28 protein-coding genes are annotated in these 25,490 nt (G+C 37.8%); 7 read left to right on the forward strand and 21 right to left on the reverse strand.

Translation table 11 applies throughout. The annotated features are described in order from the left end of the window. Window positions 1-100: 100 nt before the first annotated feature. From sat to CZ490_RS08565, 4 genes are read right to left on the reverse strand one after another with little or no spacing between them, the layout of a single operon-like run. Complete coding sequence (gene sat / locus CZ490_RS08550; protein ID WP_077618496.1) at window positions 101-1,249, reverse strand: sulfate adenylyltransferase; 1,149 nt, start codon at window positions 1,247-1,249, stop codon at window positions 101-103. Window positions 1,250-1,262: 13 nt separating this feature from the next. Further along, window positions 1,263-1,973, reverse strand: coding sequence for a phosphoadenylyl-sulfate reductase (locus CZ490_RS08555; protein WP_077618497.1), 711 nt, complete (start codon window positions 1,971-1,973; stop codon window positions 1,263-1,265). After that, complete coding sequence (locus CZ490_RS08560; RefSeq protein ID WP_077618498.1) at window positions 1,954-2,514, reverse strand: histidine phosphatase family protein; 561 nt, start codon at window positions 2,512-2,514, stop codon at window positions 1,954-1,956. Before CZ490_RS08560 ends, CZ490_RS08555 begins: the two co-directional genes overlap by 20 nt. Then, window positions 2,499-3,266 carry a phosphosulfolactate synthase gene (locus CZ490_RS08565; RefSeq protein WP_077618499.1) on the reverse strand — a complete coding sequence of 256 codons (768 nt, stop codon included), beginning with the start codon at window positions 3,264-3,266 and terminating at the stop codon, window positions 2,499-2,501. The genes CZ490_RS08560 and CZ490_RS08565 overlap by 16 nt, the downstream gene beginning before the upstream one ends. 340 nt (window positions 3,267-3,606) lie before the next feature. On the opposite strand from CZ490_RS08565, the gene CZ490_RS08570 reads away from it, so the two are divergent. From CZ490_RS08570 to CZ490_RS08580, 3 genes are all read left to right on the forward strand, one after another. Further along, window positions 3,607-4,905, forward strand: a complete 1,299-nt coding sequence (locus tag CZ490_RS08570) for an MFS transporter (RefSeq protein WP_234987207.1) — start codon at window positions 3,607-3,609, stop codon at window positions 4,903-4,905. Window positions 4,906-4,965: 60 nt separating this feature from the next. After that, window positions 4,966-5,253, forward strand: a complete 288-nt coding sequence (locus CZ490_RS08575) for a hypothetical protein (RefSeq protein ID WP_077618501.1) — start codon at window positions 4,966-4,968, stop codon at window positions 5,251-5,253. 134 nt (window positions 5,254-5,387) lie between these two features. After that, window positions 5,388-5,867: a PCYCGC motif-containing (lipo)protein gene (locus tag CZ490_RS08580; protein WP_200801566.1), complete on the forward strand. Its 480-nt coding sequence runs from the start codon at window positions 5,388-5,390 to the stop codon at window positions 5,865-5,867. Window positions 5,868-5,910: 43 nt separating this feature from the next. Here CZ490_RS08580 and CZ490_RS08585 read toward each other — a convergent pair whose 3' ends face one another. From CZ490_RS08585 to ilvA, 3 genes are all read right to left on the reverse strand, one after another. Continuing rightward, on the reverse strand, window positions 5,911-6,753 hold the full coding sequence (locus tag CZ490_RS08585) for a DegV family protein (protein ID WP_077618502.1): 843 nt from the start codon (window positions 6,751-6,753) through the stop codon (window positions 5,911-5,913). Between the two features lie 150 nt (window positions 6,754-6,903). Continuing rightward, window positions 6,904-7,155 (reverse strand): DUF2535 family protein, encoded by a 252-nt coding sequence (locus tag CZ490_RS08590; protein ID WP_077618503.1) that lies wholly within the window; start codon window positions 7,153-7,155, stop codon window positions 6,904-6,906. Window positions 7,156-7,272: 117 nt separating this feature from the next. Then, window positions 7,273-8,544 (reverse strand): threonine ammonia-lyase IlvA, encoded by a 1,272-nt coding sequence (gene ilvA, locus CZ490_RS08595; protein ID WP_077618504.1) that lies wholly within the window; start codon window positions 8,542-8,544, stop codon window positions 7,273-7,275. 250 nt (window positions 8,545-8,794) lie between these two features. Here ilvA and trhA point away from each other — a divergent pair, with 250 nt between their 5' ends. Beyond that, window positions 8,795-9,448, forward strand: coding sequence for a PAQR family membrane homeostasis protein TrhA (trhA, locus tag CZ490_RS08600; protein ID WP_077618505.1), 654 nt, complete (start codon window positions 8,795-8,797; stop codon window positions 9,446-9,448). A gap of 83 nt (window positions 9,449-9,531) precedes the next feature. Here trhA and CZ490_RS08605 read toward each other — a convergent pair whose 3' ends face one another. The 9 genes from CZ490_RS08605 to CZ490_RS08645 form a co-directional block, all read right to left on the reverse strand. After that, window positions 9,532-10,008, reverse strand: coding sequence for a YusW family protein (locus tag CZ490_RS08605; RefSeq protein ID WP_159439934.1), 477 nt, complete (start codon window positions 10,006-10,008; stop codon window positions 9,532-9,534). 147 nt (window positions 10,009-10,155) lie between these two features. Then, window positions 10,156-10,650, reverse strand: a complete 495-nt coding sequence (locus CZ490_RS08610) for a dihydrofolate reductase (RefSeq protein WP_077618507.1) — start codon at window positions 10,648-10,650, stop codon at window positions 10,156-10,158. A gap of 213 nt (window positions 10,651-10,863) precedes the next feature. Then, window positions 10,864-11,820 (reverse strand): thymidylate synthase, encoded by a 957-nt coding sequence (locus CZ490_RS08615; protein ID WP_077618508.1) that lies wholly within the window; start codon window positions 11,818-11,820, stop codon window positions 10,864-10,866. Between the two features lie 45 nt (window positions 11,821-11,865). After that, on the reverse strand, window positions 11,866-12,582 hold the full coding sequence (locus tag CZ490_RS08620; RefSeq protein ID WP_077618509.1) for an anthrax toxin lethal factor-related metalloendopeptidase: 717 nt from the start codon (window positions 12,580-12,582) through the stop codon (window positions 11,866-11,868). Between the two features lie 185 nt (window positions 12,583-12,767). After that, window positions 12,768-13,361 (reverse strand): YpjP family protein, encoded by a 594-nt coding sequence (locus CZ490_RS08625; protein WP_077618510.1) that lies wholly within the window; start codon window positions 13,359-13,361, stop codon window positions 12,768-12,770. 380 nt (window positions 13,362-13,741) lie between these two features. Next, complete coding sequence (locus CZ490_RS23105) at window positions 13,742-13,987, reverse strand: YuzL family protein (RefSeq protein ID WP_407639783.1); 246 nt, start codon at window positions 13,985-13,987, stop codon at window positions 13,742-13,744. Between the two features lie 4 nt (window positions 13,988-13,991). Beyond that, the gene (locus CZ490_RS08635) at window positions 13,992-14,771 is read right to left on the reverse strand and encodes a class I SAM-dependent methyltransferase (RefSeq protein WP_077618511.1); all 780 of its coding nucleotides are present in this window, start codon (window positions 14,769-14,771) and stop codon (window positions 13,992-13,994) included. Between the two features lie 63 nt (window positions 14,772-14,834). Continuing rightward, window positions 14,835-15,269 carry a BrxA/BrxB family bacilliredoxin gene (locus tag CZ490_RS08640; protein WP_077618512.1) on the reverse strand — a complete coding sequence of 145 codons (435 nt, stop codon included), beginning with the start codon at window positions 15,267-15,269 and terminating at the stop codon, window positions 14,835-14,837. A gap of 127 nt (window positions 15,270-15,396) precedes the next feature. Further along, window positions 15,397-16,521 carry a conserved virulence factor C family protein gene (locus CZ490_RS08645; protein WP_077618513.1) on the reverse strand — a complete coding sequence of 375 codons (1,125 nt, stop codon included), beginning with the start codon at window positions 16,519-16,521 and terminating at the stop codon, window positions 15,397-15,399. A 410-nt stretch (window positions 16,522-16,931) separates the two neighbouring features. Here CZ490_RS08645 and CZ490_RS08650 point away from each other — a divergent pair, with 410 nt between their 5' ends. Continuing rightward, the gene (locus CZ490_RS08650) at window positions 16,932-17,984 is read left to right on the forward strand and encodes a C40 family peptidase (RefSeq protein WP_077618514.1); all 1,053 of its coding nucleotides are present in this window, start codon (window positions 16,932-16,934) and stop codon (window positions 17,982-17,984) included. 67 nt (window positions 17,985-18,051) lie between these two features. Here the strand turns inward: CZ490_RS08650 and CZ490_RS08655 are convergent, their stop codons facing one another. Beyond that, a complete protein-coding gene (locus tag CZ490_RS08655; RefSeq protein WP_077618515.1) occupies window positions 18,052-19,938 on the reverse strand; it encodes an ABC-F family ATP-binding cassette domain-containing protein in 1,887 nt (628 codons plus the stop codon). Beyond that, the gene (locus tag CZ490_RS08660; protein ID WP_077618516.1) at window positions 19,935-20,582 is read right to left on the reverse strand and encodes an HD domain-containing protein; all 648 of its coding nucleotides are present in this window, start codon (window positions 20,580-20,582) and stop codon (window positions 19,935-19,937) included. Before CZ490_RS08660 ends, CZ490_RS08655 begins: the two co-directional genes overlap by 4 nt. A 247-nt stretch (window positions 20,583-20,829) precedes the next feature. Here CZ490_RS08660 and CZ490_RS08665 point away from each other — a divergent pair, with 247 nt between their 5' ends. Continuing rightward, window positions 20,830-21,075, forward strand: coding sequence for a hypothetical protein (locus tag CZ490_RS08665; RefSeq protein WP_077618517.1), 246 nt, complete (start codon window positions 20,830-20,832; stop codon window positions 21,073-21,075). A 13-nt stretch (window positions 21,076-21,088) separates the two neighbouring features. On the opposite strand, the gene CZ490_RS08670 is transcribed toward CZ490_RS08665, so the two are convergent. The 3 genes from CZ490_RS08670 to CZ490_RS08680 form a co-directional block, all read right to left on the reverse strand. Beyond that, window positions 21,089-21,934, reverse strand: coding sequence for a DegV family protein (locus CZ490_RS08670; RefSeq protein WP_077618518.1), 846 nt, complete (start codon window positions 21,932-21,934; stop codon window positions 21,089-21,091). A 125-nt stretch (window positions 21,935-22,059) separates the two neighbouring features. Further along, on the reverse strand, window positions 22,060-22,620 hold the full coding sequence (locus CZ490_RS08675; protein WP_077618519.1) for a hypothetical protein: 561 nt from the start codon (window positions 22,618-22,620) through the stop codon (window positions 22,060-22,062). Continuing rightward, a complete protein-coding gene (locus CZ490_RS08680; RefSeq protein WP_200801567.1) occupies window positions 22,620-24,308 on the reverse strand; it encodes a formate--tetrahydrofolate ligase in 1,689 nt (562 codons plus the stop codon). The genes CZ490_RS08675 and CZ490_RS08680 overlap by 1 nt, the downstream gene beginning before the upstream one ends. 200 nt (window positions 24,309-24,508) lie before the next feature. Here CZ490_RS08680 and metA point away from each other — a divergent pair, with 200 nt between their 5' ends. Then, entirely contained in the window at window positions 24,509-25,414 is a 906-nt protein-coding gene (metA, locus tag CZ490_RS08685; RefSeq protein ID WP_077618520.1) for a homoserine O-acetyltransferase MetA, read from the forward strand. The last annotated feature ends 76 nt before the right edge of the window (window positions 25,415-25,490 follow it).

Below are 25,490 nucleotides of genomic sequence, written 5' to 3' on the forward strand. Positions count from 1 at the left end.
AGGCTTTTAGTTTATTCAGTCAGGGTTAGAACCCCAACTGAAGTGTACTTTATCAATCTTTTATTCCATTAATGGAAGCGTGATTTCTAGCTGAATAAAGTTAAATTTTCGAATATTGTTCTGCCATCCCTCGAATAAGGACCTCGACTACTTCAGGTCGACTAAATTCCTTTGGTGGCTTTTGTCCTGCTTTTAGCATCTCACGGACCTTAGTACCCGATAAAATAACATGGTCTTCTGTGCTATGAGGGCATGTTTTGGCTGAGGCCATGTTCCCACACTTTTGACAGAAAAAACTATGCTCAAAAAACAATGGTGAGATCCCTAGTTCATCTTCAGTAAAATGACTAAAGATGTTCTGCGAATCATAGGTGCCATAGTAATTTCCAACTCCGGCATGGTCACGACCCACGATAAAATGTGTGCACCCATAATTTTTCCGCACAAGTGCGTGAAAAATAGCCTCTCTAGGACCTGCGTAGCGCATTGCAGCTGGAAAAACAGATAGGAACACTCTGTTTTTAGGATAATATTTTTCTAAGAGGACCATATAGCTTTCCATCCGTATATCACTCGGGATATCGTCAGCTTTTGTTTCACCAACTAATGGGTTTAAAAATAGCCCATCTACTACCTCAAGCGCCGACTTTTGAATATATTCATGAGCACGATGCACAGGATTTCTTGTCTGAAATCCAACTACTTTTTTCCATCCTAAATGTTCAAAAACAGCTCTTGTTTCACTCGGATCCAGATAAAATTTTTCAAACTTTTTCTTTTTCGGTCGGTTAACAAGATGGATAGGCCCTGCAATATACACATCCGGTCTTTCATATAACTTCTTAACCCCTGGATGGGCCGAATCCGTTGTACGATACACCTTAAAGGCCTCTGCTTCTTTGTTCGGTACATATTTTTCAGTAACTTCAATAACCCCATATACCTCATTATTTTGAACTAAGCGAACTTTATCACCACTTGATATCTTCTTTGCCGTCGTTTTGTCTACAGCCAAGGTGATTGGAATCGACCATGGCAAACCATTGGCAAGTCTCATCGTATGGATTATGGATTCGTAATCTTCCTTACCAATAAATCCATCGAGTGGACTGTATGCTCCGATTGCCAGCAACTCCAAATCGCTTAATTCCATATTGCTAAGTTCAATCTGTTTATCAATATCATCATAGTTATACGTTGGGTTAATACGATTAACTAGTGTACCGCCATGCGGTTTACTTAATGCCACCAAAAAAACCCCCTTATTCTTTTACATGTAACCCGCATTCAGTTTTTGTAGAATTTGCCCATCTTCCCGAACGTAAATCACCATTAAGCACTTGGTTCGTACAAGGGGCACAACCAATACTTGGGTAATGATTATCGTGCAATTCGTTATAAGGGAGGTTATTAAGTTTGATATAGTTCCAAACATCATCCCACGTCCAGTGGATCAGTGGACAAATCTTAATATTTTTAAATTTTTCATCTTTGTTCAGATATTCTGTGTTTTTTCGCGTAGGACCTTGCTCCCGACGCAAACCCGAAATCCACGCCTTTGAGCCATTTAGCACCTCTTGCAATGGTTCAATTTTTCGAATCTGACAGCACAGATTCGGATTCGTCATCCATAGTTCATCTCCATGAAGATTCGCCTGTGCGTTGAGATCTAAGGTAGGTTTCTTCAATTCAATCTGAAGAGTAGGATATTTTTCTTTTATCTTATCTATGAGTTCATATGTTTCTTTAAAATGAAGCCCTGTATCAAGAAAAACAATTCTAGCCCCCTTATTGACTTTTGATAATAGATCAATAAGAACGATTCCTTCTGCACCGAAACTGCAGGCATAGACAATTTCATCAGCTGAATATGCTTGATACGCCCATTTTAAAATGTCGTAGTAATCCTTATTTGCTTCCGTTACTTCCTTTACCCTCTTTTCGTTCCAATTTTCATAGGTGATAGCGCTCAATCTCGAATTCCTCCTCTCGAACCTCAATTGTTAGCAGCTGATTATTCTTTATTTCGAACTGATTCATTTTATTGATCGTGCCATATCTATAATGTGATAAGCATGCACGAATCCATGAACCGTGACCAAATACTAATATCGATTCATACTGCTTATATTTTTTTATGAAAGTAAGCATTCGGTTTTCCAAGTCAACCAGTCTCTCACCTAACTCAAGCTTACGTGGCTGTGAAAACCAGTCACTACTATGAGCATCAATCAGAAGCTTTTTTTCCTTCCCTTCATATTCACCAAAATTGAGCTCATTCAGCAGTGGTTCAAGCTTAAAGTCCTCGTAACCATAAGCTTTTGCGGTTTGTTGAGTACGGATTAATGTACTCGTTAACACCAGAGAGTATTTTTGTTTTAACTTCTGTTTATTTTCATCAATCGCCAATTTGTTCGTATCATTAACCTCTAAAATTGGAATGTCCTTACTTCCTTGCAGAACTCCTAATTCGTTCCATCTAGTTGGAAGATGCCTTATTAGGGTAAGTTCCATGATTTCTCTCCCATGAAAAAGGTTTCACTGCGAAGTCCAAGTCGCTGTGCTTCTAACACGAGCACATCCTGTATTTTGACATTTCCAAGATTAACATTTGTTCCAAATTGGTTAATGAAGAACATTTGTTGTTTTGGAGTAGGTGCTTCGAAAATTACTTTATTCACATCAATATTTGATGAAATTTGATGAATCAACTCCATATTGACTTGACCAGAACGATTATAAATACCCGCTGTTCCTGAGTCTCTCCCCTCAGTAATTACATATTTACAACCCGTCGCAAGTAGTAAGTTAATTTCTTGTTCCCATTCGGATAACGGCATTTCTTTATCTTGATCTTTCGAACCAACCTCTGCAATGACATTGAATTGATGTTTGAGCTTTTTAATTAATGCAATTCTTTTATGAAGTGGGATATCAACCGTTCCATTTGAAATTTCAATCCATTCAATCCCAAGTTCTTGTAAGCTCTTTGCGTACTCATCGATTTTCTCCTGTACGTAGCATTTTTCGAAAAGCGTTCCGCCACAATATGGGATTATCTTATATTTTTTATAGAGATTGATCTTTTCTTGTAGGTTTGGGGTCACATAAGCGGAGCCAATCCCAATCTTCGCGATATCAATATAGGAATGATAATCCTCTAAAAATGACTCCAACTGACCTATCGGAGTGCCAAAATCTGCGATTGAGGTAAGTCCATAGCTTCGTTCACCCGTTGTTCGAAATGGAACTTCTAAAAAATCCATAGGGTATTTCCTCCTTTATCAGAGCGTAAGACAAGGAACGCTTCGACAGCATAACCATGCACGAAGAAAATGCAAGGCTTTTTTTCGAAGATGTGCTGATAATCAACTTCTGCCACAGTCACAGTGTGAGTTGTCGATTTTCCTCTATCAAGACGCTAACGCATAGTTCTTTACCCAACTTCTTACAGTTGCTATGTTATTCGCTGAATAGGTAAATGGTGTATATAATGGGCGTAATCTAGGCATTCCCCCAATTGGAAACTACTAACAGAATAGGTATCAGGATAATTTGAAAAAATAGTAAGGCAATAATTGATTCAAAACAACGAGAGAGGAACGGATGAAGTTCATCCAGCCTTTTACACACCGTAAAAGAAGGAGATGCAAAAACTTGTCCAGTCAAAAAAATTCAGCAATGACAATTGTTGCGATTGGTTCTATTCCATTAATACTGGTGCTTGGGAATTCAATGCTCATTCCTGTTTTACCAGAAATGCAAAAAGAGCTTGGGATTAGCCAATTTCAGGTGAGTCTCGTCATAACTGCATTCTCAGTTGCAGCGGCGATATCAATCCCACTGCTCGGCTATTTTTCAGATAGATTTACAAGGAAAGCGGTGATTATTCCAGCCCTCATTCTTTATGGAACAGGTGGTTTGATTGCAGGGGTTGCATCCGCATGGTTTTCCAACCCTTATTTTTGGATCATGGCTGGTCGGGTTATGCAGGGTATCGGCGCAGCAGGAACAGCACCTATCGCAATGGCACTTACTGGTGATTTGTTTAAAGGTGGCAAACAAAGCCGAGTCTTAGGACTTGTAGAAGCATCCAATGGTTTTGGGAAGGTAATATCACCAATAATCGGTTCCCTTCTTGCATTATTATTTTGGTATGCTGCTTTCTTTGCATTCCCTATTTTTTGTTTGATTTCCGTACTTCTAACGATGTTCTTTGTCAAAGAAAAGAAAGAAAAGAAAGAACCACCACCATTAAAGCAATATGTGAGGGGATTATTCTCAGTCTTTAAAAAAGAAGGTAGATGGTTATTTACAGCTTACCTTGCTGGAGCAACCTGTTTATTTACCCTATTTGGGATTCTCTTCTATTTATCCGATGTACTTGAAAAAACCTATAATACGGATGGTGTACTTAAAGGAGCTATACTAGCCATCCCGCTTTTGTGTATGACTACAACATCTTATATAACAGGTAGTAAAATTGGTAAGAAAATGCCACTCATGAAGAAACTCATCATCATAGGTCTTTTTCTTATGACTGTATCCTTTGCATTGTTAGTCTTTTTTGAAAGCTTGATTCCATTTATTGCGGTCTTAGCGATCAGCAGTATTGGTACTGGTTTAGTGTTACCATGTATTAACAGCTTCATTACGGGGTCTGTATCAACCGAGAAAAGAGGATTTGTGACATCTCTTTATGGGTCCGTCCGATTTCTTGGTGTGGCAGTCGGACCACCTATCTATGGCTGGCTCATGAATTGGTCAAGAGCAGGCATGTTTTTAACCACTGCGTCACTAACACTGATCGTTGGTTTTTTATGTATGATGTTAATTCATGTAAAAAAGAAAAATCCAAATAAAGAAACAAATGATTCATTGTTCAAAAAGCTACAACTTACTTAATAATCCGTTGGATACTTCGTGTTTATTTCATTTAAATTACATTAAAAAGGAGAGGTTATCGTGCAAATTTTCGTTTCTCCAGAGGTCATAAAGGAAGATTGTCAAATATTAAATATTGTCAATCAAGAAAAAAAGGCACTCGGTTATATCTCTTTTTTCTTTGATGAAAAGAAGATGTATGTCTATGGACATTGTGAAGAATTGGGTGTAAGTAAGGATTTTAAAGACACGATTACACCCTACATTCAAGGTATGGCGAAAGCAAAGCCAGACTTAGATATCATGTCATATATTTCGATTGGTGGAGAAAAATTAGATTTATCTGAGGAAGACACAGAAGGTAAGTAAAGGATATCGATTTTGATATCCTTTTTTCTTGTTAAAACATGCAACGGTCTATTTTGACAAAATAGTGAACTCATATGGTGATTACGTTTGATATGATAAAATGGACTTACATAGAAAACGAAAGGTTGTTAATCATGAAAAAACGATATGTCCTCCTTATACTAGTGCTCATGTTTGGAACGTTTGGTTGCTCTCAAAGTGAAGAAAGTCATGAGTCTGAAGGGCAAGACCATGTAATGGGAGATATACGTGAGGAAACAGTATCAATAGAAGTACTTCCCTCCTTCTTAGAAGATAAATCAGAGGAAATGGTGACAATTTATCAGGCCGCGGCGATGCATCAAGATTTACTTGAAACGATACCATGCTATTGTGGGTGTGCAGATTCTGTTGGCCATCGCGATAGCTATGACTGCTTTGTTCACGATACTAAGGGCGAAAAAATTGTGTGGGATGACCACGGTACAAAATGTGGAGTATGCTTAGATATTGCTGCCACAGCTGTGCTTGAGTTTTCACAAGGGAAGTCACCTAGTGAAATCCGTTCCCTAATCGATGAAACCTATAAAGAAGGCTATTCAAATCCAACACCAACTCCAATGCCCGGAATTTAATAAAAACGACGTGTGAGACTTGCTCACACGTCGTTTTTTTATTCTATTCTGCGTAATACATAAATCCAATTGCACCTGGACCTGTGTGGGTGCTAATAACAGGAGTTGTCTCGACAATGTCGACCGCCTCATAGCCAGTAAGCTTTTTAATAGCAGCTTTCAAATTGGTTGCTAGCTCCATTGCGTCCACTTGAGCAATCGCAACTCCTTTAATTGTTTTATTACTAACATCTTCAGCAAATTTTTTGCTTAAATATTTTACAATTTGAGCATGGCTTCGAACTTTTGATACCGGAGTATACACACCGTCCTGCAAAGAGGCGATTGGCTTAATATTTAATAAGGAACCTATTAGCGCCTTCCCTCTTCCAATACGGCCACCTTTTACAAGGTTTTCTAATGTATCAACCGTCACAAATAATGTTGAGTTATCTCTGATTTCACGAACACGTTTTAAGATCTCTTCTTTTGATTGCCCAGCATTAGCCATTTTGGCTGCCTCTACTACTTGAAATCCTAGAGCTCTAGAAATATACATGGAGTCAATTACAGTAACATCTGATTCGCTTAGCCTAGCAGCATTTTCTGCAGATGCGACTGTTCCACTCATTCCACCTGTCATGTGAATCGAGATAACTTCACTACCGTCACTTCCTAAACGATCAAATAACTCCACGAAATGGCCAACTGCTGGCTGAGAGCTCTTGGGTAGTTCGGCTGACTGTTTCATTTTCTTTAAGAATTCCTGTTGTGTAATATCTACACGGTCAAGATACGTTTCTCCATCGATTGTAATGGATAATGGAACGACCGAGATTCCTAATTCCTTTACTAAATCCTCTGATAGGTCTGCAGTTGAATCTGTTACAATTTTTACTTTTGTCATACGTCACTTCCTACGTCTGGCTATCTTTTACTAATTAGCTTGTCCATTTTTATAACGGGCAATCAAAACAAACTATTCATTCGAAGTTTTATACTTGTATCTCAAAAAAAAGAGCCGATTTTGTTTTAAAATCAGCTCATTCTAAAACTACTATGCATTATGTTTTAAAATATCTAGTTGAAAAATCCGTTCATAATCAGTCCATTTTAGTACTGTCTTCAAATGTTCTCGGAACGAATAGATTTGATTTGGACTTGATTTTGTCATGATTTTCGACAAATATGCTTGCAAACGAAAATCGAGCATAAAGCGATATGTGTTGCCTATCTCCAATACTGGAATTTCTATTACTTTTACCTTCTGTCCATAACAATTCTTGAACTCTAGGCTTTTAAATAGCAAACTATCAGTCCTTTTTCACCCGTTTCCTTTATTATACATGAGAACAAGCATTACGTCTTTGTCTAATTATGTAACTTTTTCAGTTTTGGGGACCAAAACTGAAAAAAATTTTCGTCGTCAGATTAATAAATTGAAGAGAGTGTTCTCTTTATTAAGTTCACGGAATGGAAAGCCCTTTTTCATCATTCGATTTACAAGCGCTTCGTAATCTTCCTTCTTCTTAAGTTCAATTCCAACTAGTGCTGGCCCGTTATCCTTGTTATTTTTCTTAGTATATTCAAAGCGAGTAATGTCATCAGTTGGCCCTAAAACATCAAGTAAGAACTCACGTAGAGCACCGGCTCTTTGTGGAAAATTCACGATAAAATAACATTGTAATCCTTCATACAACATTGAACGCTCTTTAATTTCCTGCATTCTGCTGATATCATTGTTTCCACCACTGAGTACACAGACAACCGTTTTCCCCTTAATCTGATCCTTGTACAAATCAAGTGCCGCAATCGATAGTGCCCCCGCAGGCTCAGCAACAATAGCATTTTCATTATATAAGTCTAAAATGGTTGTACATACTTTTCCTTCAGGCACAACAATAATATCGTCAACTAAATCTTTACTAATCACGAACGTTTGTTCGCCTACAGTCTTAACTGCAGCGCCGTCAACGAATTTATCGATTTTAGGCAAGGTCGTAACAGACCCATTAGCAATCGAGGTTTTCATGCTTGCTGCACCCTCTGGTTCAACACCAATAATTGATGTTCCTGGAGAAATGCTCTTCATATAAGTGGAAATACCTGAGATAAGTCCACCTCCACCAATCGCCGCAAAGACATAATCAATTGGTTCTGCACAATCATTTAAAATTTCAACAGCAACCGTTCCTTGTCCTGCCATAACGTCTGCATCATCAAACGGATGGATAAAGGTACGATCCTCTCTGTTGCAACATGCTACTGCTTCTTCATAAGAATCGTCGAAGGTATCACCAGTTAACACAATTTCAACATAGTCCCGCCCAAAGGCCTCTACTTGTGAAACCTTTTGTCTTGGTGTAGTGGAAGGCATAAAAATCTTCCCTTGGATTTTTAACGCAAAGCACGAAAAAGCGACGCCTTGCGCATGATTACCAGCACTTGCGCAAACTACACCGTTTTTTAGCTCCTGTTCAGATAAATTTTTAATTCGATTATAAGCTCCCCTAATTTTAAAAGAACGTACAATTTGTAAATCCTCTCGTTTTATTAGTAAGTTACATTCGTAACGTTCAGATAGCAATTCGTTTCTTTGTAAAGGTGTATGGATAATAACATCCTTCAATGTTTGATTTGCTTTAATGATATCCTCTACATGGATCCCATCAAGTCTTTGTTTAACCTCGTGTGCCATGAGCCCCATATCCCCTTTCACTTATTTACACTACAATACAGTACAGTAATGAAGATTTAATTTGTTCATTATAACATGAATTTTCCATTCTGTAGTGAAATTTTCTAAATATTTTATAACCTTTCGTCGTGAATTCGCTTCCATTAAAATTCGAGATTTTTCTTTTGTTTTTATTACGATTGTCATTTGTATTCTCTTTTTATTAGCAGTATGATTATAGGAAGAAAACGTAGTTTGAGGTGAAAGTGAAATGACATATCGACAGGAGTCATTAAAAGAAGAGATTGCAAACGCAATTACACATGGTCTTGGTGTTCTACTTAGTATTCCCGCACTTGTCGTACTAATCGTATTTGCGGTTAAATACGGAAACGCATGGCATGTTGTAAGCTTTTCAATCTTTGGTGCATCAATGTTTCTTCTCTATCTGTTCTCAACCCTTTTGCATAGCATTACACATCCAAAAGCGAAGAAAGTATTCGCGATATTGGATCATTCGGCGATTTATTTATTGATTGCAGGTACGTATACTCCATTTGTTTTGGTTACAATCGGAGGCTGGCTAGGCTGGACGCTTTTTGGAATTGTATGGGGGCTGGCTGTCCTCGGGATCGTGTTCAAAGTCTTTTTCGTTGAAAAGTTTATGATTCTTTCGACGGTTTTTTATGTTCTTATGGGCTGGTTAATCATCGTTGGTATCAAGCCATTGTATGAGAGTATTGGGTTTAACGGTTTTATGCTTTTGCTAACCGGTGGACTGCTTTATACGGTAGGAGCTGTCTTTTATGTATGGAGAAAGCTACCGTATAATCATGCGATATGGCATTTATTTGTTTTAGCAGGAAGTGCAGCCATGTTTTTCAGCATCCTCTTTTATGTAGTGGATGTGCCATTTGTATCGTAAATTTAGAGAAAAATTCAAGGGGCTATCCGAAAAGTCAGTTTAACGTGACCTTTTAGATAGCCCCTTTTAATTTACTATACATGCTATGATTTTGCGTTATACTCTTTTTCTGTTCCATCAAGAAATTTAACTTCTAACTCAAACCTTTGATAATCTTCTTCTAACTCAAATGCTTTTGTTACTGCTGAAATCACTTCTTCGTCAGGTGTATCCTTGTCAAAGGTTAGTTGTTCAAATTTTGGTCTTACCTCTTCAAATGCTCCGTCACCCTTAAGAACATTGCTTCCCTTATCATCCTTCAATTCAACTTCCATTTCATCTCTTTCATTTTCATAATCCAAATCAAATTCCTGGTTTTCGGCATAATCTACATCCAAATCAAAGTGTGTAAAATTAAATGGTGCATCAGTCGTTTGATTTGTATTTTCTTGGGACGTGGCACCTTTTTCCTCGACAGGTATATCTTCTGGTACCTCCTTTACCTGTTCATCATCACCATTGCATCCTGACATCAGTAACAGAAAAAATGGAACTGCAGTACATAGTAAACGTTTTTTCATTTTAGGACTCCTATCATGGTTTCTTATTATCATTTTTTCTATATTAGGAATTAATTATACGGTTTCTTTGCACCTTGATCACTCATCGTTTTTTCTAAATAAAAAACACTATGATTTTCAGGCGCGAAAATCATAGTGTTTACATTATTAGTTCTGTGTATCTTTTTCATAGACGAGAAACTTGTAATCATATGGATTTTTCTCATCTTTAATGCCTTGTTCCTTTGAGATGATCTTCCACTCAGATTTATCAAAGGCAGGGAAGTACGTATCTCCTTCAAATTCCTCTTCGATTTCAGTTATGTATAAACGGTCTGAATATGGCAGAATCTCTTTAAAGATTTCTGCACCACCAATGACAAATAATTCTTGTTCTGATTCTTTTCTCATTTTTACAATTTCCTCAATGGAATGAATAACTTTACACCCTTCCATTTTGTACGAGGTATCTCGTGTAACAATGATATTCTCACGTCCTGGGAGTGGTCGTCCAATTGAATCATATGTTTTTCTCCCCATAATGATTGGGTGGCCCATCGTCACTCTCTTAAAATACGCTAAATCTGCAGGTAAACGCCATGGAAGGTCATTATCTTTACCTATTAATCGATTTTTATCCATTGCAACTAGTAATGAAATCATCTTAATCATCCTCACATTTATTCAAATACACCTTGATGTATTTGTGCCCATTTTAATGCCCTCAAGAACTGGAGCATGAAGACATTGCCATATAATCTGGCGTTTTTAGTCTTCAATCTCTACTGCTCAAAAATTAAATAAAGTCAAGACTTCTTCAGATATAAAAGAAAAGCCTAGGGAAATTATACCCTAGGCTTAAAGAAATAGGAATGTTTATACAGCAACTGGTGCCTTAATTGTTGGATGAGGATCATAGCCCTCAATCTCGATATCGTCCATTTCAAAATCAAAAACAGATTCTACAGAAGAATTTATTTTTAAAGTTGGGAACGGACGTGGATCACGACTTAACTGTAAGTTCACTTGATCGATATGATTCGTATAAATATGGGCATCACCAATTGTATGAATGAAATCCCCAACTTCTAATCCACATTCATATGCGATTAGATGCGTTAACAGCGCATAACTTGCGATGTTAAAGGGAATTCCCAAAAATAAGTCGCCTGATCGCTGGTACAACTGGCAACTCAATTTCCCATCTGCCACATAGAATTGGAACAGACTGTGGCAGGGCGGTAATGCCATGAACTCCACATCCCCAGGGTTATAGCCGACAACTAGATGACGTCTACTATCTGGATTATTTTTGATTTGATTAATTACATTTTTCAACTGATCAATGGTCTCACCACGTGAAGATTCCCACGCTCGCCACTGCTTTCCATAAACAGGTCCTAGCTCTCCGTACTTGTTGGCAAACTCATCATCCTCAAGTATGCGCGCTTTGAACTTGTCCATTTCAGCAACATACAACTCATTAAATCCCGGGTCAACTTGACTTCGATTTCCGAAGTCCGTCATATCAGGTCCATTGTATTCAACACTCTCAACCCAGTTTTTAAAAGCCCACTCATTCCAGATATTATTATTGTTTTTTAACAAATACCTGATATTCGTGTCACCTTTAATGAACCAAAGCAGTTCACTAGCAATTAGACGAAATGGAACCCTTTTTGTAGTAAGTAGTGGAAAACCCTCACTCAAATTAAAACGCATCTGATACCCAAAAACAGAAACAGTCCCCGTTCCTGTTCGGTCCATCTTTTTCGTACCATGTTCAAGAACATGCTTTAACAGCTCAAGGTACGCATTTTCCCCATGTTTCAATCCATTCACTCCTTGCATTTCATCATGTTATTATCTTACTACAAATCATGACTGAGTTTCACTTAAATCGACAAAAAGTTGGTGAGTCATTGGTGCAACTAGCTTCAAGTGATTTCTAGTTTGATCAGTAAAATAATACATGGCAAAGCTTTCAGCAAAATACTCCTCCGGAAAGTCGCTAAAATAGGAACGATTCGGGAATAATAAATTAACTTCTTTTTCCCAAATTGCTAGAAAATACGGATCCTCACTTATCGAGTCAAACACAAATCTGTCAATCGAATGAGCCAATTCATGTAGTTCTAAATTAATTGAGCCGTGACCTTTTCCTTTATCACTTGATCCAATTTTCGCCAGCACAACCTCGGAACCTCCAATGCCCGGGACCTCGTCCCATGTCGGACCATTCTCGGTATACCCACGAGGCTTTTTCCCTTTCAAATAGGCTGCAGTTGGCTCGTCTGTTAGATTACCTGTAAAAAGCTTTAGCACAATACCTTCATTAACTAAGCCCTTCAAAATAGGTACATCGATTTGATTGATACGTTGTATCATTTGTGCAGCAGCCAATTCATTAAACGATGTTTCTGGAAGTAAGATAAGATCCTTAATCGTTTCATAATTTTCTAATATAGAAGTAGCTGTATAAAGTGTTAGGGATTGGTAGTCTTTTAGTGGAACTCCATGAGGTGACGCTTCACCGGGATGATACGTGAAGCTAACTAATACAAGGAGAAGTGTTAGAATAACTGTTTTTTTCATAGAATGCTCACCCACATGTAATAGATTCAAAGATGCAAAAACCGTGCATTCGAAACTTTTAAATTGTAAAAATAGTATATCATATTCCCAAAAATGAGTCTGCCAGAATAAGAGTGGAAAGTTATTCTAAAAACAAAAAAGGCAATCCAGTGCCTATAAGCCTACTTCTGGATTGCCTATCATTATTAACTTAGCCATTTCGGCGGAGTGTTTTTATCCCAATAAATATCACCTAATGTATGATGAGTTTGAAAACCATCATGGTGGGTGTGGTAATGAAAATTAAAATAATAGCCATCCAGTGGTGGATGATCTTTTCTCACATGAAAACGAACGATATCCTTTCCATTCGTTTTATCGAAAATATGAAAAATCTTTTCGCCATTTCCGCCAGACGGTTGCTCTGAAATCTCTAGTTGGTTAAGCTGTTCAGCTGGGTATTGTTCTGCTAATAGTTCAATAACTCTTTCGATTTGAGGTAAAATTTGTGTTCGGAATTCATCTTCAATTACAGGCCCAATTTTACTTCCGAATTTTTCGAAAGATTTCGTTTCTGCCTGTGTCATAGCATATGTAACAAAGTCTCTGCTATCATAGCCATAATCATATTCATAATTAGAATATAATTTTGATTCATTATCTTGTTCATTAAACGCATTTAATTTACTTGGCTTATCTGCATCCGTCTGCTCCATCGTTAGAGCTGGTGGAGGTGCTACCAAACCAAGGGTTAAAATGGAAAATGAGACAACTAACGCTTTACGCAACCATTTTTTCATAACCAAATCGCCCTTTCAGCACATTTACCCTTACGCCCATTTTATCATAAACTAGCTGAAAGTTTTACTATGAATTTATTAAAATAGGAAAAAATAAGAATAAATGCCCAACAACAGATTTTTAATAAAAACCAAAATCATGATGTATGACACTATTTTGTAAAAATAAGTTCATAAAAACTACATACTTTGATAAAATAGAGGTACTATACATAGTTGAAAGGTGGACTCTACGATGATGGAATGGATTTTTGGTATTGCAAGCGGTGTTACCCTAGCATATTTTATTTATTGTTGTATCGCTGATTAATAAAACCCGCTAAACAGCGGGTTTTATTTTTTTTAAAGATATATCGATATATGTAATGCTCTAAGTAAAATTAATTCTTCTTTTTCTTACGTCTTGAGGAATCCATTTTCATTTGCCCTGTTTCTTGATTCGTTGTTCCTTGTCCTTCTACTTGAGGAGAGTCTAAACCGATTGTTGAAGGGTCCTTTTTACGCTTAGCCAAGATTATCACCTCCGTTATATAACGTAACCAATGGCGATACAAAATATCCCGCATTATCATGTAGTATTCTTCACCAAAACGGTGAATCAGCGAACCCAACTTCTCGATTTTCATTTTATCAAGAACCTTCTACATTAATCACACCAAAATGAAATTTCGCTGTTTTTCGTTTGAAAACGGTAAACCCATACTTATCGAATGTTTCACTTTTCCAGTGGTCCTTTAAAACTACCCTCTGTTTTGCGACTTTTTTAGCTAATTCAATTGTTTCAACACTTAACGTAGAATAAATAGCAAAATGACGAAGTCCTTTTATCCCTTCAGATTCATCGATTGTTTCTTCAAACATTGGATCGAAGTAGACAACATCAAAACTATTCGAAGGACATTCTGCCAGAAATTTTTCAAAGTCATCATGTCTCACTTTAATCCGTGCCATTGCTTCGTTCATGACGAAAGAGCCGGTATCCCAGCTTTTTAATCCACTTTTTAAGAGATAGTATAGATACTTATTTCCCTCAATAGAGGTGACTTTTCCCGGCTCCCCTACTACAAAGCTTGCGACAATACTGTCAGAACCTAAACCCAATGTACAATCTAAAATTGTACTACCCTGTTTAAGACCACATGCTTGAACAAAAGGGTCATGCTCTCCCTTCATAATTCGTTTCATTCGAAACATTGAGGAGTTCGGGTGAAAGAAAAGGGCCTCCCCATGCAGCGGATGAATTTCAAATCGGTTCTTCCCAACAACCAGAATATCTTCGTTGGTTTGTTCTTGTATACTTAATACGGAACGTTTTTTCCTATCGACAAATGGAATCTCAAGTTCCACAGCTACTTCCTTTGCTAATTCCACCATTATTTCATTTGTTCGTCCTGCTGTTGTTACAATCATAGCGTCACCTTTTGCACAAAAAAGGATGCCATTTAGACATCCTTTTAGGAGATATAAAACTAATTAACAATGCTCATTCAAAGCGGAAGTGATATTTTCCATAATACCTTCCATAGTGTTTGATTCTATTTCATGTCTTGGTATGAAGTGAACTACCTCTTTACCTTTTAATAATGCCATTGATGGAGACGATGGCTCATAGCCTTCGAAGTATTCTCTCATTTTTGCAGTAGCATCTTTATCTTGTCCAGCAAATACCGTCACAAGATGATCAGGCTTCTTCTCATTATTGAGTACAGCTTGTGTTACCGCTGGTCTTGCAAGCCCTGCAGCACATCCACATACAGAATTAACAACAACTAATGTTGTACCTTCTACTTTCTCCATGAAGTCCACGACTTCTTCCTCAGTTTGAAGCTCTTCAAAGCCTGAAACAACAAGTTCCTGGCGCATCGGCTTCACGATTTGCTTCATATATTCATCATATGCCATTGACATATTAGAATCCCTCCCTAAATAAATTCAATAAATTAAGCATACTATATGTGACCAAGTGAAATCAATTTTCAACAACCAATTTAAACCAGTAACATGAGTTTTATCTAAACGTTTTGATAAACCAGCGTTAGTTATTTCGACTTTCAGTCATTTGTTTCCAGACAGAACCTTTGGCCTCTTCCCCGCCTTCAATTCGCTCAATAGCCAGTTTGATTTGCATTTTCACTTCGAATTCCGGATCATTTTCAGCCTCTTTTAGAGCGTCAAGTGCCGTTTCATCACCAACCTCGTATAAGAACATTGCTGCACGCCATCTGACAAGCTTACTTGAATCTTTTAATGCCTCACACATCGCACTGATGGCAGCCGGGTCACCAATATCAGACAAGCAATCCCCTGCTGTTCGTCGAACTGTAACTGATTTATCCTTTAGGGCTTCATATAGATACGGTAATACTGACGGCTTCTCAATCATCCCTAAATACACAGTCGCTAATCGACGAATCGATGCTTTTTCATCCTTTAACGCTTTCGCAAGTACGGGAATATCTTCTTCTTCTGGGTCCATTTGTTCTAGACTTGCATACCTTTTTGTCCAATCAGAATCATCTAGCATCTCCAAAGTAACCTTATATGATTGTCTTTTTTGCACAGTTACTGAAGATGTCTGTTCTGCAATTTGGCTTACAATTCGGTCGAGACGTTCTTTCGGATAAGCTGCCGCCAGTTCATCAACAACTTCTTTTCCAATTTCATCATGGCTGCCATAGCGAACACCTTGTTCTTTCCATTCCCGCTCCAATACGACATTTCCAGATTCCTCTTGGGCGCGTAATAAAGACTCTTTGAACACATCTGGTAAACCAAAACGAAACTCTTGTTCACCGTCATGGAGTTTTACCTGCATCGGAAGTCCTTTATACATTTGAACAAATACCTTAACTTCCCCAAAATGTTCATCAAGCTTAGGGCCTTCATTATTAGATTCGTCTACTTCTTCCCCAAAAACTTTACGGACATTTGGCAAGAGCTCTTGCCAGTCATATCTAGCATTTCGTTCTACCGCTAAGAAGTCGGCAACATGGTAGACACCTTTTATACCTTCTATTGCCATGATTTCTTTGATATGGGGTGGAGCTTGATCGATATTATCTTTTTTATAATTATTACTTTTTCCCTTAGGAAGTTCCTCGTCTAAGATAATTTTCATTGTATTTGGACTTGGTGTGGGTTCAATCGACTTAATTTTCATAGCTACCGCTCCTTCTCCTACGAATATTCTATCGCCATTGTAGCATACGAAATCACCATATATCCATTTTCGAGACTTCAAGAGTGCAAAGAGCCAATCACTGATTGACTAAATATTTTATAAGTAAGTTCATTCTCAGATAGTGTTGTCTTTTACTTTTTTATAACTTGTCTCTTTTTAGCGCTTATGTACTAATTAACGAAATTTATGTCATAATCGCTTACTTGCCCCAATATCATAAACATGTATTATCATTTGATGTTTTCACTTTGTTGTTATGAGGATTTACCTAGTAATTTATGTTTTAATCTTAGATACGGTACTACATTTATTCCATAGCCTTTTTAAACAACAAACCCATTCGAAAACTAGACTATCTTTGCTTTTGCAATCAACAAGGAGGAACTTCAATGAAAAAACGCTATGGAACACGCGAGGCCATTGTTGTTACAACTCTAGCAGCTGGATTTTTCTTTGGCTCCCCCCATACATCAGAAGCATCTGAAAAACAAAATCTAGATCCATTACGTTACAAACACTATCAATTTGATACAAAGCAGGAATTACGTTATGGCCACACAGGTTTCAACGTTCGTTTTTTACAATTTGAGTTACATAAGTTAAATTTTTACTATGAAACCATTGATGGTTACTATGGTGTATCAACTCAAGAAGCTATTAAGAGATTTCAAGAATTATATGAGTTGAAGATTGATGGAATTGCTGGTGAAGAAACATTAGAAAAATTAAATAAGGTGATTTCAGAGCCCAGACCCTCCTTTTATACAGTAGGAAACGAAGGTCCAGAGGTAAAACAACTACAGTCTAAATTAGCAAGATTAAATTACTATCGAGGCTTGGTTGATGGGAAATTTGAGGGAGTAACGGAAGAAAGTGTAAGGGCTTACCAAAAGAAGTTTAATTTAGAAGGAGATGGTCTTGCGACAGAAGAAACCATCGATCACATTATGAAAAATAAAAATGTAAGAGGTCTAACAATCAAGAAAGCACCCGTAAACACAGTGCTACAACAAACAAACACAAATACTAAATCAGATTCTGAAAACGAAGCAGCAGAAGTTACTGTCGAGACAATTGAGGCTCCACCTGTTGATGCTGGGGTAATTTCAATTGCAAAGAATTATCTTGGCGTTCCCTATGTATGGGGTGGCACATCACCAAGTGGATTTGATTGCAGTGGTTTTTTACAATTTGTTTTTGCTCAAAGAGGTGTTAGTATCCCTCGAACTGTTCCAGGAATTTGGAGCCAGGGTGCAAATGTATCAGTACCAAGTGTTGGTGATATTGTCTTTTTTCAAACGTATAAACCTGGACCATCTCATGCAGGAATCTATTTAGGAAATAACAAATTTATTCATGCCGATTCATCAGATGGCATTAGCATTGGTGATATGACCATTAACTACTGGCAATCACGATATCTCGGTGCGAAAAGATTTTAATAAGGTAATGAACCAAAGAAAGAGGGCTCGGCATTAAACCGAGCCCAATGTATGATAATAATGTGTATTAGTCAGATACAAGTTCTGATAGTTCGGCCCAACGTTCAAGTAATTGGTCAAGAACCTCAGATTCTTTTTCATGATCATCCATTGCTTGTTGGGCTTTTTGATAATCACTTCCTGCTGCCTCAATCTCTTTTACTAAGGCTGCAACTTTTGCTTCTTGGGCCTCAATCTTACCCTCAATTTCATCCCACTCAAGCTGATCCTTATAAGATAGTTTCTTTTTCTTTGGTTTTGATTCCTCTTGATTAGAAGTCTTTTCGACTTTAACCTTTTGCACGACTGCTGATGGCTGTGACGTACTTTTTTCGAGATAGTCCGAATAATCACCAAAGTAAGTCGTGATTTTATGCCCCTCTTCAAAAATCAACAGCTGATCGGTAACCTTATCTAAGAAATAACGATCATGAGAAACTGTAATCACTACTCCCGGGAATTCCTCCAAATAATCTTCCAACACAGTTAATGTCTGAGTATCCAAATCATTCGTCGGTTCATCCAGTAAAAGAACGTTCGGCTCACCCATTATGATTTTCAATAGGTACAATCGTCTTCTTTCCCCACCAGAAAGCTTACGGATCGGTGTACCATGAGTGTGCATAGGAAATAAGAAGCGTTCAAGCATTTGTGCTGCCGATATCATCTTACCATCGAGAGTATGAATCATTTCAGCGGTCTCTTTAATGTACTCAATCATTCGCTTATTAACGTCCATATCCATGCTTTCCTGTGTATAATAAGCTAATTTAACTGTTTGACCAATCTCAATTTCACCGGCATCTGCAGACATTTTTCCCGCAATGATATTTAACAATGTTGATTTACCACTACCATTTCGACCGACAATTCCGATTCGATCCCCTGGTTTAATCAGCAAGTCGACATCCTCTAGAATTTTCGTGTCCCCAAAGCTTTTAGAGATATTCTTTAATTCGATGACTTTTTTACCAAGCCTACTACCACCAACAGAAATGTCGAGTGTTTCTGTATTTATCGTCTTTTGTCCATTCTCGATTTCTTCAAATCGTTGTATCCTAGCTTTTTGCTTGGTTGTTCTTGCCTTTGCGCCGCGACGAATCCAAGCAAGTTCTCGTCTATATAAGTTTTGGCGCTTCAGTTCTGAAGCCTGCTCTTGTTCCATTCGAAGTGCTTTTGCTTCTAGAAAGCTACTATAATTTCCGGTATAGCTGTACAGATTTCCTTCGTCAAGTTCAACAATGCGGTTCGTAACTCGGTCTAAAAAGTATCGGTCATGGGTTACGACAAGCAAAGCACCATTGTATTTTGCTAGGTAATCCTCAAGCCACTTGATTGTAGCGTAATCTAAATGGTTCGTTGGCTCGTCCAATATCAGTAAGTCTGGAACTTCAATTAAGCTCTGTGCAAGAGCTACACGTTTCTTTTGTCCACCTGACAATTCCATTACATCTTGAGCAAAATCAGATATCCCAAGCTTAGACAACACAGCTTTCGCATTCGAATTTGCTTCCCATGCATTGGCTGCATCCATTTTTTGTTGAAGGTCATACAGCTTTTCCTGATTCTTTGTATTCATCGGGTCTTTTTCAATCTGAATCATCGCAGCCTCGTATTCTTTCAACAAGCGAAGAAGAGGTGAGTTGCCTTGGAAAACTTGATCTAGGACGGTGTTTCCATCTGTAAAATCAGGTTGCTGTGGTAAATAGCCAATTGTATACCCTTTGGAATGAGTAATCTCGCCTTGGTCTGGCTCCTCTACACCGGCAATAATTTTTAATAATGTAGATTTTCCAGTTCCATTTACACCGATTATTCCTATTCGCTCATTATCGGTAATACTAAAAGAAATGCCTTCAAATAACGCTTTTTCAGCATAGCTTTTTGCTACATTTTCTACGGTTAATAGCCTCATAACTGTCCATTCCATTCTTTATAAAATTGCTCCAGAAAGCCTACCATAAAATCATGGCGTTTTTGTGCTACTTCTTTTGCTGCATCTGTATTTAGGGTATCTTTTAATTTAAGTAATTTTTCATAAAAATGATTAATCGCTGTCGATTTACCATTGCGATATTCTTCTTTTGTTAGAACTTCCCTGTACGGAAGATGAGGATCATAGATTAAATCCCCATGGGCTCCCGCATAGGCAAAGGTTCTTGCAATGCCAATTGCACCAATCGCATCTAATCGGTCAGCATCCTGAACAACCTTGCCTTCAATTGTTTTCATTGGAGGTCGATTCCCCCCCTTAAAGGACATTGTTGAGATGATCTCGATGATTTCCACTTGTTGAGGATAAGGTAATTGTAAGGATGACAACCAATCTCTCACCTTCTTTAGACCTTCTTCTTCTGATTCATTTAATTTTTCATCAGCTACATCATGTAATAATGCTGCCATTTCAACAACGAATATATTTGCATTTTCTCTTTCACCAATTTCAATGGCTGCTTTTCTAACACGTTCGATATGCCACCAATCATGGCCACTGCTATCAGACGATAAAATATTTTTCACAAAGTTTGTAGTATCTTCAATCCATTTTTGTAACTCCATGTTATCCTCCACTGACATTCATTTCGTTTCCATTGTACCATATTAAAGCTGTAACTGAACTGTGGCGCGAGCTGAATGATTTGCATAAAATAAAAAAAGTGCAATGCGTCCGTCAGTTCCCGACAAGTATAAGACAAACACTGCCAGAAGGCTTTCCAGAGTATCGACTTAAGGACGATGGCGACTGAATTATAAAAATAAAATAAGCCAGAATTATTCTGGCTCATTTGAAAGGTGGTATACGATTATGTATCATCCAGGTGGTCGAAATCGTGAAATCGGAACGGCTTGGTATGGTCGTCACGTAGTACTTGTTACTTGTAATCCTGTTACAAATAAATTTTTACAACTTCATAAAAGTCTTCATGCCCCTACAGAACCACCACATCCAAACTGTGCCGAAACCATTTCCCAATTTTTAAGTATCGGGTACAAAATCGAAGCCATTGCCCATATATCTCACAACGAAATACAATATGTGCTTGTTAAATAATAGGATGACAAACTTATCTATTCAACCAGCTAATCCCGATGGTGTTTTTACCCGCATGGACGCCAATCGCCACACCAAGAGGACAAGTCTTGATTGAAATGGTTTCAGGAGCAAACTTTCTAATCTCCTGTTCCCATTCTTTTGTTTTTGAATCGTCCAAGCCATATAAAATATGGACTTCTTCAATATTATTTTTTTCAATCGCATCCTTTAGGTAACCTAATATTTTATTTGTAGCTTTATTTTCAGAACGAACCTTTTCTTTAACAGAAAGTGCCCCATCGAGGATCTGTATGACTGGTTTAATTTGCAGCATACTACCGAGAAAATATTGAGCAGTGTTCATTCGCCCACTTCGATGTAGTTGTTCTAAACTTCCGATGATTACGTATGTTTCTAGTTTCTCGGATAAATCTGTAATATGATTTTGAACATCAGCAGATGTACCACCCTCCTGGATGAGTTTCATACCTTCCTTCATTAGTTTTGTCATCGGATAGGTTAGAATTTTTGAATCAATTACTGTTACTGGAATATTGACCAATTCGGCTGCTTGTCTTGCAGACGAAACAGTCCCACTTAATTTTTCAGAGATATGAACCGAAATAATTTCATCATAATTATCTTCAAGGCTATTATATAATTCTACAAAGCTTCCAATGGAAGGTTGTGAGGTTTTTGGAATTGTCTTCGTCGTTTCTAACCTTTCAAAGAACTGAGCCGGTGTGATCGTGACTCCATCAAGGTACTCCTCATCATCAAAAAAGACAGTCATCGGGATTACATAAATATCCTCATGATTTAAGAGTTCGTCGTCTAAAAATCCCGTACTATCTGTTACCCATGCTATTTTCCCCATTCATTCGCCCCCTTATCTACACAACTAATACTATTTTATGATATATATTATTACTATATCATAATTATCATTAAAATTATCTGATAATTCAGCCCTTTTTCTATAAAAAAAAGGCATCTCTGCCCTCAGCTAATTGCTTTATGTAATTGATGGATTGAATCGATCATGTAGTCAATCATTTCAAGTAAATCATCGATATTGTCTTCATAAATTAACCGGTGAAAAATAATTTTACTATTGTTCGTATATTCATTCACACCATGTTGAAATGAAATTTCTTGTTGAATGTCCCGTGTATCACCCCAGATTGCAGATAACACTGCTTCAAGTTTAGGACAAACATCTAATGAATCCATTTTAAAAATAAATCCAATTTCTAAGCGACACCCCGGACTTTGTGTATCAGGGCGTCTTAAATCTGTAAGCAGATTATCAAGGTCAATTCTTAAATCAATATAGGCTTGAATGTTGTCGATGGATTTATCCTTAAAGATAATGCGGTAATTCCTACCTAGTCTCGCCATCTCCACTAGATCCTGGCGATTTATAATTAGAAGAGGTCCTTCTAAATCTAAATCATATAAAGCCCCTTCAATTACAACCTTGAGGTTATCAAACACAGTTGGATGAAACATACAAATACCTTCCTTATCATAAAAGGGGGCCAAGCCCCCTTCAAACTCCATTAAAATAGGCCGACTGCCTTTCCTTCTTCATTGACATCCATTTTAAGTGCAGATGGCTTTTTCGGCAGTCCTGGCATAGTCATAACATCACCAGTTAGAGCAACGATAAAACCAGCACCGATTGATGGTCTAAACTCGCGAATCGTAATGGTGAAATCTGTAGGTCTTCCAAGTAAAGTTGGATCGTCTGAAAGCGAGTATTGCGTTTTCGCCATACAGATTGGGAGATCGTCCCAACCGAATTTTTCGAAATCGCGTATTTGCCTTTTCGCTTTACTAGAAAACTCAACATCCTTTGCTCCATAAACGGTTTTTGCGATCGTCTTTACCTTTTCTTCAATTGGAGCTGATAATTTATATATTGGTGCAAAATGATTTTCACCTGTTTCAATGACATCGAGAACCTTTTTCGCAAGCTCTTTTCCACCTTCGCCACCCTTTTCCCAAACTTCAGTTAGAGCGACTGGGTATGAATGCTCTGCACACCAGGATTGAATCTTTTCCACTTCTTTTTTTGTATCAGTTACAAAGCGGTTGATTGCCACAACAAAAGGCAATCCAAAAGCCTGAACGGTTTCAATATGCTTTTGCAGATTTTCCAAACCCTTCTCCAGTGCTTCCACATTTTCTTTAGTTAGGTTTTCCTTTGCAACCCCACCGTGCATCTTTAAAGCACGATTGGTTGCAACAATCACAACTGCTTCAGGCTTTATATTTGCATATCTTGCTTTTATGTCTAGGAATTTTTCAGCACCTAAATCTGCACCGAAACCACCTTCAGTTAGAACATAATCCGCTAATTTCGCCGCCATTTTCGTAGCAATCACACTATTACAGCCATGTGCTATATTCGCAAACGGTCCACCATGAATTAGGGCCGGTGTATGTTCAAGAGTTTGAACTAAATTAGGCTTTAACGCATCCTTCAATAGAAGGGTAAGTGCACCCTCTGCCCCAAGATCACTCGCTGTGACAGGTTCTTTATGTATATTATAAGCAACCACAATCTTTGATAGTCTCTTTTTTAGATCATGTATGTCCGTCGCCAAACAAAAAATCGCCATAATTTCAGAAGCCACGGTAATGTCAAAACCATCCTCACGTGGAACTCCTTGTGTTGGTCCACCAAGTCCAACTATTACATTTCGTAACGCGCGGTCATTCAAATCAACAACCCGCTTCCAAGTTACACGTCTTACATCGATTTGAAGTTCATTTCCTTGATGGATGTGGTTATCGATTAAGGCAGACAATGTATTATTTGCAGTCGTGATTGCGTGAAAATCTCCTGTGAAATGAAGATTGATTTCCTCCATTGGAATCACCTGTGAATATCCTCCACCAGTTGCTCCACCTTTAATACCCATTGTAGGTCCAAGAGATGGCTCTCTCATCGCAATCATAGCTTTCTTTCCAAGCTTTGCTAATCCTTGTCCAAGCCCAACTGTAACCGTGGACTTCCCTTCACCTGCTGGTGTTGGATTAATCGATGTGACGAGAATGACCTTTCCGTCTTTCTTTTTTTCAAGACGCTTCATCACGTCCAAGGAAATTTTTGCTTTGTGATGACCAAAGGGTTCTACTTCTTCATCAAGTAAATTAAGTTGCTCGACAATCTCCTTGATGGGCTTTACAACAGCTTCTTGAGCAATTTCAATATCAGACTTATACTTCGTTGATAATTCCATGCACATTTCCCCCAAGATTCAATTAGTAAAAAAATTCCCTACCACCTCTATCTTACCCTAACTGATACACTGGTTAAAAGGGAAAACTTCTTTATTTCACCCCCTCCTTTATCACTAAAAATCGTTAAAGATATTTTAATTGATTATCATGAGTGAATTGTTGTAAAATTTGTATAATGATGAAACGGGGGATGATAGGATTGCCAATTAATATACCTCATGATTTGCCAGCTAAAGAAGTGTTAGAATCTGAAAACATATTTGTGATGGATGAGGACCGTGCTTATAGCCAAGATATTCGTCCACTTAATATAGTGATTTTAAACATAATGCCTGAAAAAGAACGTACAGAGACACAGCTCCTTAGACTACTTGGAAATTCCCCATTGCAGCTGAATATTACTTTCTTATTCCCAGAAACGCATGTCTCAAAAAACACTGGAAGAAATCACCTAGAGAAATTTTATACAACCTTTTCTGAGATCAAGCACAAAAAGTATGACGGTATGATTATTACTGGCGCACCAATTGAGCATCTTGAATTTGAGGATGTCAATTATTGGGAAGAACTTAAGGAAATCATGGAATGGACGAAAACAAATGTAACATCGACCTTACATATTTGTTGGGGCGCACAAGCCGGACTATACTATCACTTTGGTGTGAATAAGCATCCACTTCCTGAAAAATGTACGGGTGTCTTTCACCATCGCTTGCTTAATAAGGAATTTAAGCTTGTTCGTGGATTTGATGATATGTATTTTGTCCCGCATTCTAGATTTACAGATGTCGCACTTGAAGAAATTGAAAAAGCTGAAGGTTTAACTCTTTTATCTGTTTCAGATGATGCTGGCGTATGTCTTGTTGCATCAAATGATGGAAAACACATATTCCTAACAGGCCATCCTGAATATGATGTCAACACTTTAAAAGAGGAATATGAAAGAGACCTAGCAAAAGGGAATCATATCTTGCCTGTTAATTATTTTCCAAAGGATGATCCCACAAATGCACCTGTACATAGCTGGCGCTCACACTCTTACCTGCTGTTCGCCAACTGGCTCAATTATTATGTGTATCAAGAAACTCCTTATGATTGGGAATAGAAAAAAGGTATCTCGCACTCGGGATACCTTTTTCGTTACACTTCTTTAGCTATTTGTGTGCTATTTGGTTTCGCAG

The sequence above is a fragment of the Litchfieldia sinesaloumensis genome (genome assembly GCF_900156865.1).
GTDB lineage: Bacteria > Bacillota > Bacilli > Bacillales > Bacillaceae_L > Ferdinandcohnia > Ferdinandcohnia sinesaloumensis.

What these genes read in the sequence shown, in the direction of transcription:
- CZ490_RS08560 (WP_077618498.1), bottom strand. Translation starts at nt 2,514, where the DNA reads ATGGAACTTACCCTAATAAGGCATCTTCCAACTAGATGGAACGAATTA.
- CZ490_RS08565 (WP_077618499.1), bottom strand. Translation starts at nt 3,266, where the DNA reads ATGGATTTTTTAGAAGTTCCATTTCGAACAACGGGTGAACGAAGCTAT.
- CZ490_RS08570 (WP_234987207.1), top strand. Translation starts at nt 3,607, where the DNA reads ATGAAGTTCATCCAGCCTTTTACACACCGTAAAAGAAGGAGATGCAAA.
- CZ490_RS08580 (WP_200801566.1), top strand. Translation starts at nt 5,388, where the DNA reads ATGAAAAAACGATATGTCCTCCTTATACTAGTGCTCATGTTTGGAACG.
- CZ490_RS08585 (WP_077618502.1), bottom strand. Translation starts at nt 6,753, where the DNA reads ATGACAAAAGTAAAAATTGTAACAGATTCAACTGCAGACCTATCAGAG.
- ilvA (WP_077618504.1), bottom strand. Translation starts at nt 8,544, where the DNA reads ATGGCACACGAGGTTAAACAAAGACTTGATGGGATCCATGTAGAGGAT.
- trhA (WP_077618505.1), top strand. Translation starts at nt 8,795, where the DNA reads ATGACATATCGACAGGAGTCATTAAAAGAAGAGATTGCAAACGCAATT.
- CZ490_RS08605 (WP_159439934.1), bottom strand. Translation starts at nt 10,008, where the DNA reads ATGAAAAAACGTTTACTATGTACTGCAGTTCCATTTTTTCTGTTACTG.
- CZ490_RS08610 (WP_077618507.1), bottom strand. Translation starts at nt 10,650, where the DNA reads ATGATTTCATTACTAGTTGCAATGGATAAAAATCGATTAATAGGTAAA.
- CZ490_RS08620 (WP_077618509.1), bottom strand. Translation starts at nt 12,582, where the DNA reads ATGAAAAAAACAGTTATTCTAACACTTCTCCTTGTATTAGTTAGCTTC.
- CZ490_RS08625 (WP_077618510.1), bottom strand. Translation starts at nt 13,361, where the DNA reads ATGAAAAAATGGTTGCGTAAAGCGTTAGTTGTCTCATTTTCCATTTTA.
- CZ490_RS23105 (WP_407639783.1), bottom strand. Translation starts at nt 13,987, where the DNA reads ATGAAAATCGAGAAGTTGGGTTCGCTGATTCACCGTTTTGGTGAAGAA.
- CZ490_RS08635 (WP_077618511.1), bottom strand. Translation starts at nt 14,771, where the DNA reads ATGATTGTAACAACAGCAGGACGAACAAATGAAATAATGGTGGAATTA.
- CZ490_RS08640 (WP_077618512.1), bottom strand. Translation starts at nt 15,269, where the DNA reads ATGTCAATGGCATATGATGAATATATGAAGCAAATCGTGAAGCCGATG.
- CZ490_RS08645 (WP_077618513.1), bottom strand. Translation starts at nt 16,521, where the DNA reads ATGAAAATTAAGTCGATTGAACCCACACCAAGTCCAAATACAATGAAA.
- CZ490_RS08650 (WP_077618514.1), top strand. Translation starts at nt 16,932, where the DNA reads ATGAAAAAACGCTATGGAACACGCGAGGCCATTGTTGTTACAACTCTA.
- CZ490_RS08655 (WP_077618515.1), bottom strand. Translation starts at nt 19,938, where the DNA reads ATGAGGCTATTAACCGTAGAAAATGTAGCAAAAAGCTATGCTGAAAAA.
- CZ490_RS08660 (WP_077618516.1), bottom strand. Translation starts at nt 20,582, where the DNA reads ATGGAGTTACAAAAATGGATTGAAGATACTACAAACTTTGTGAAAAAT.
- CZ490_RS08665 (WP_077618517.1), top strand. Translation starts at nt 20,830, where the DNA reads ATGTATCATCCAGGTGGTCGAAATCGTGAAATCGGAACGGCTTGGTAT.
- CZ490_RS08670 (WP_077618518.1), bottom strand. Translation starts at nt 21,934, where the DNA reads ATGGGGAAAATAGCATGGGTAACAGATAGTACGGGATTTTTAGACGAC.
- CZ490_RS08675 (WP_077618519.1), bottom strand. Translation starts at nt 22,620, where the DNA reads ATGGAGTTTGAAGGGGGCTTGGCCCCCTTTTATGATAAGGAAGGTATT.
- CZ490_RS08680 (WP_200801567.1), bottom strand. Translation starts at nt 24,308, where the DNA reads ATGGAATTATCAACGAAGTATAAGTCTGATATTGAAATTGCTCAAGAA.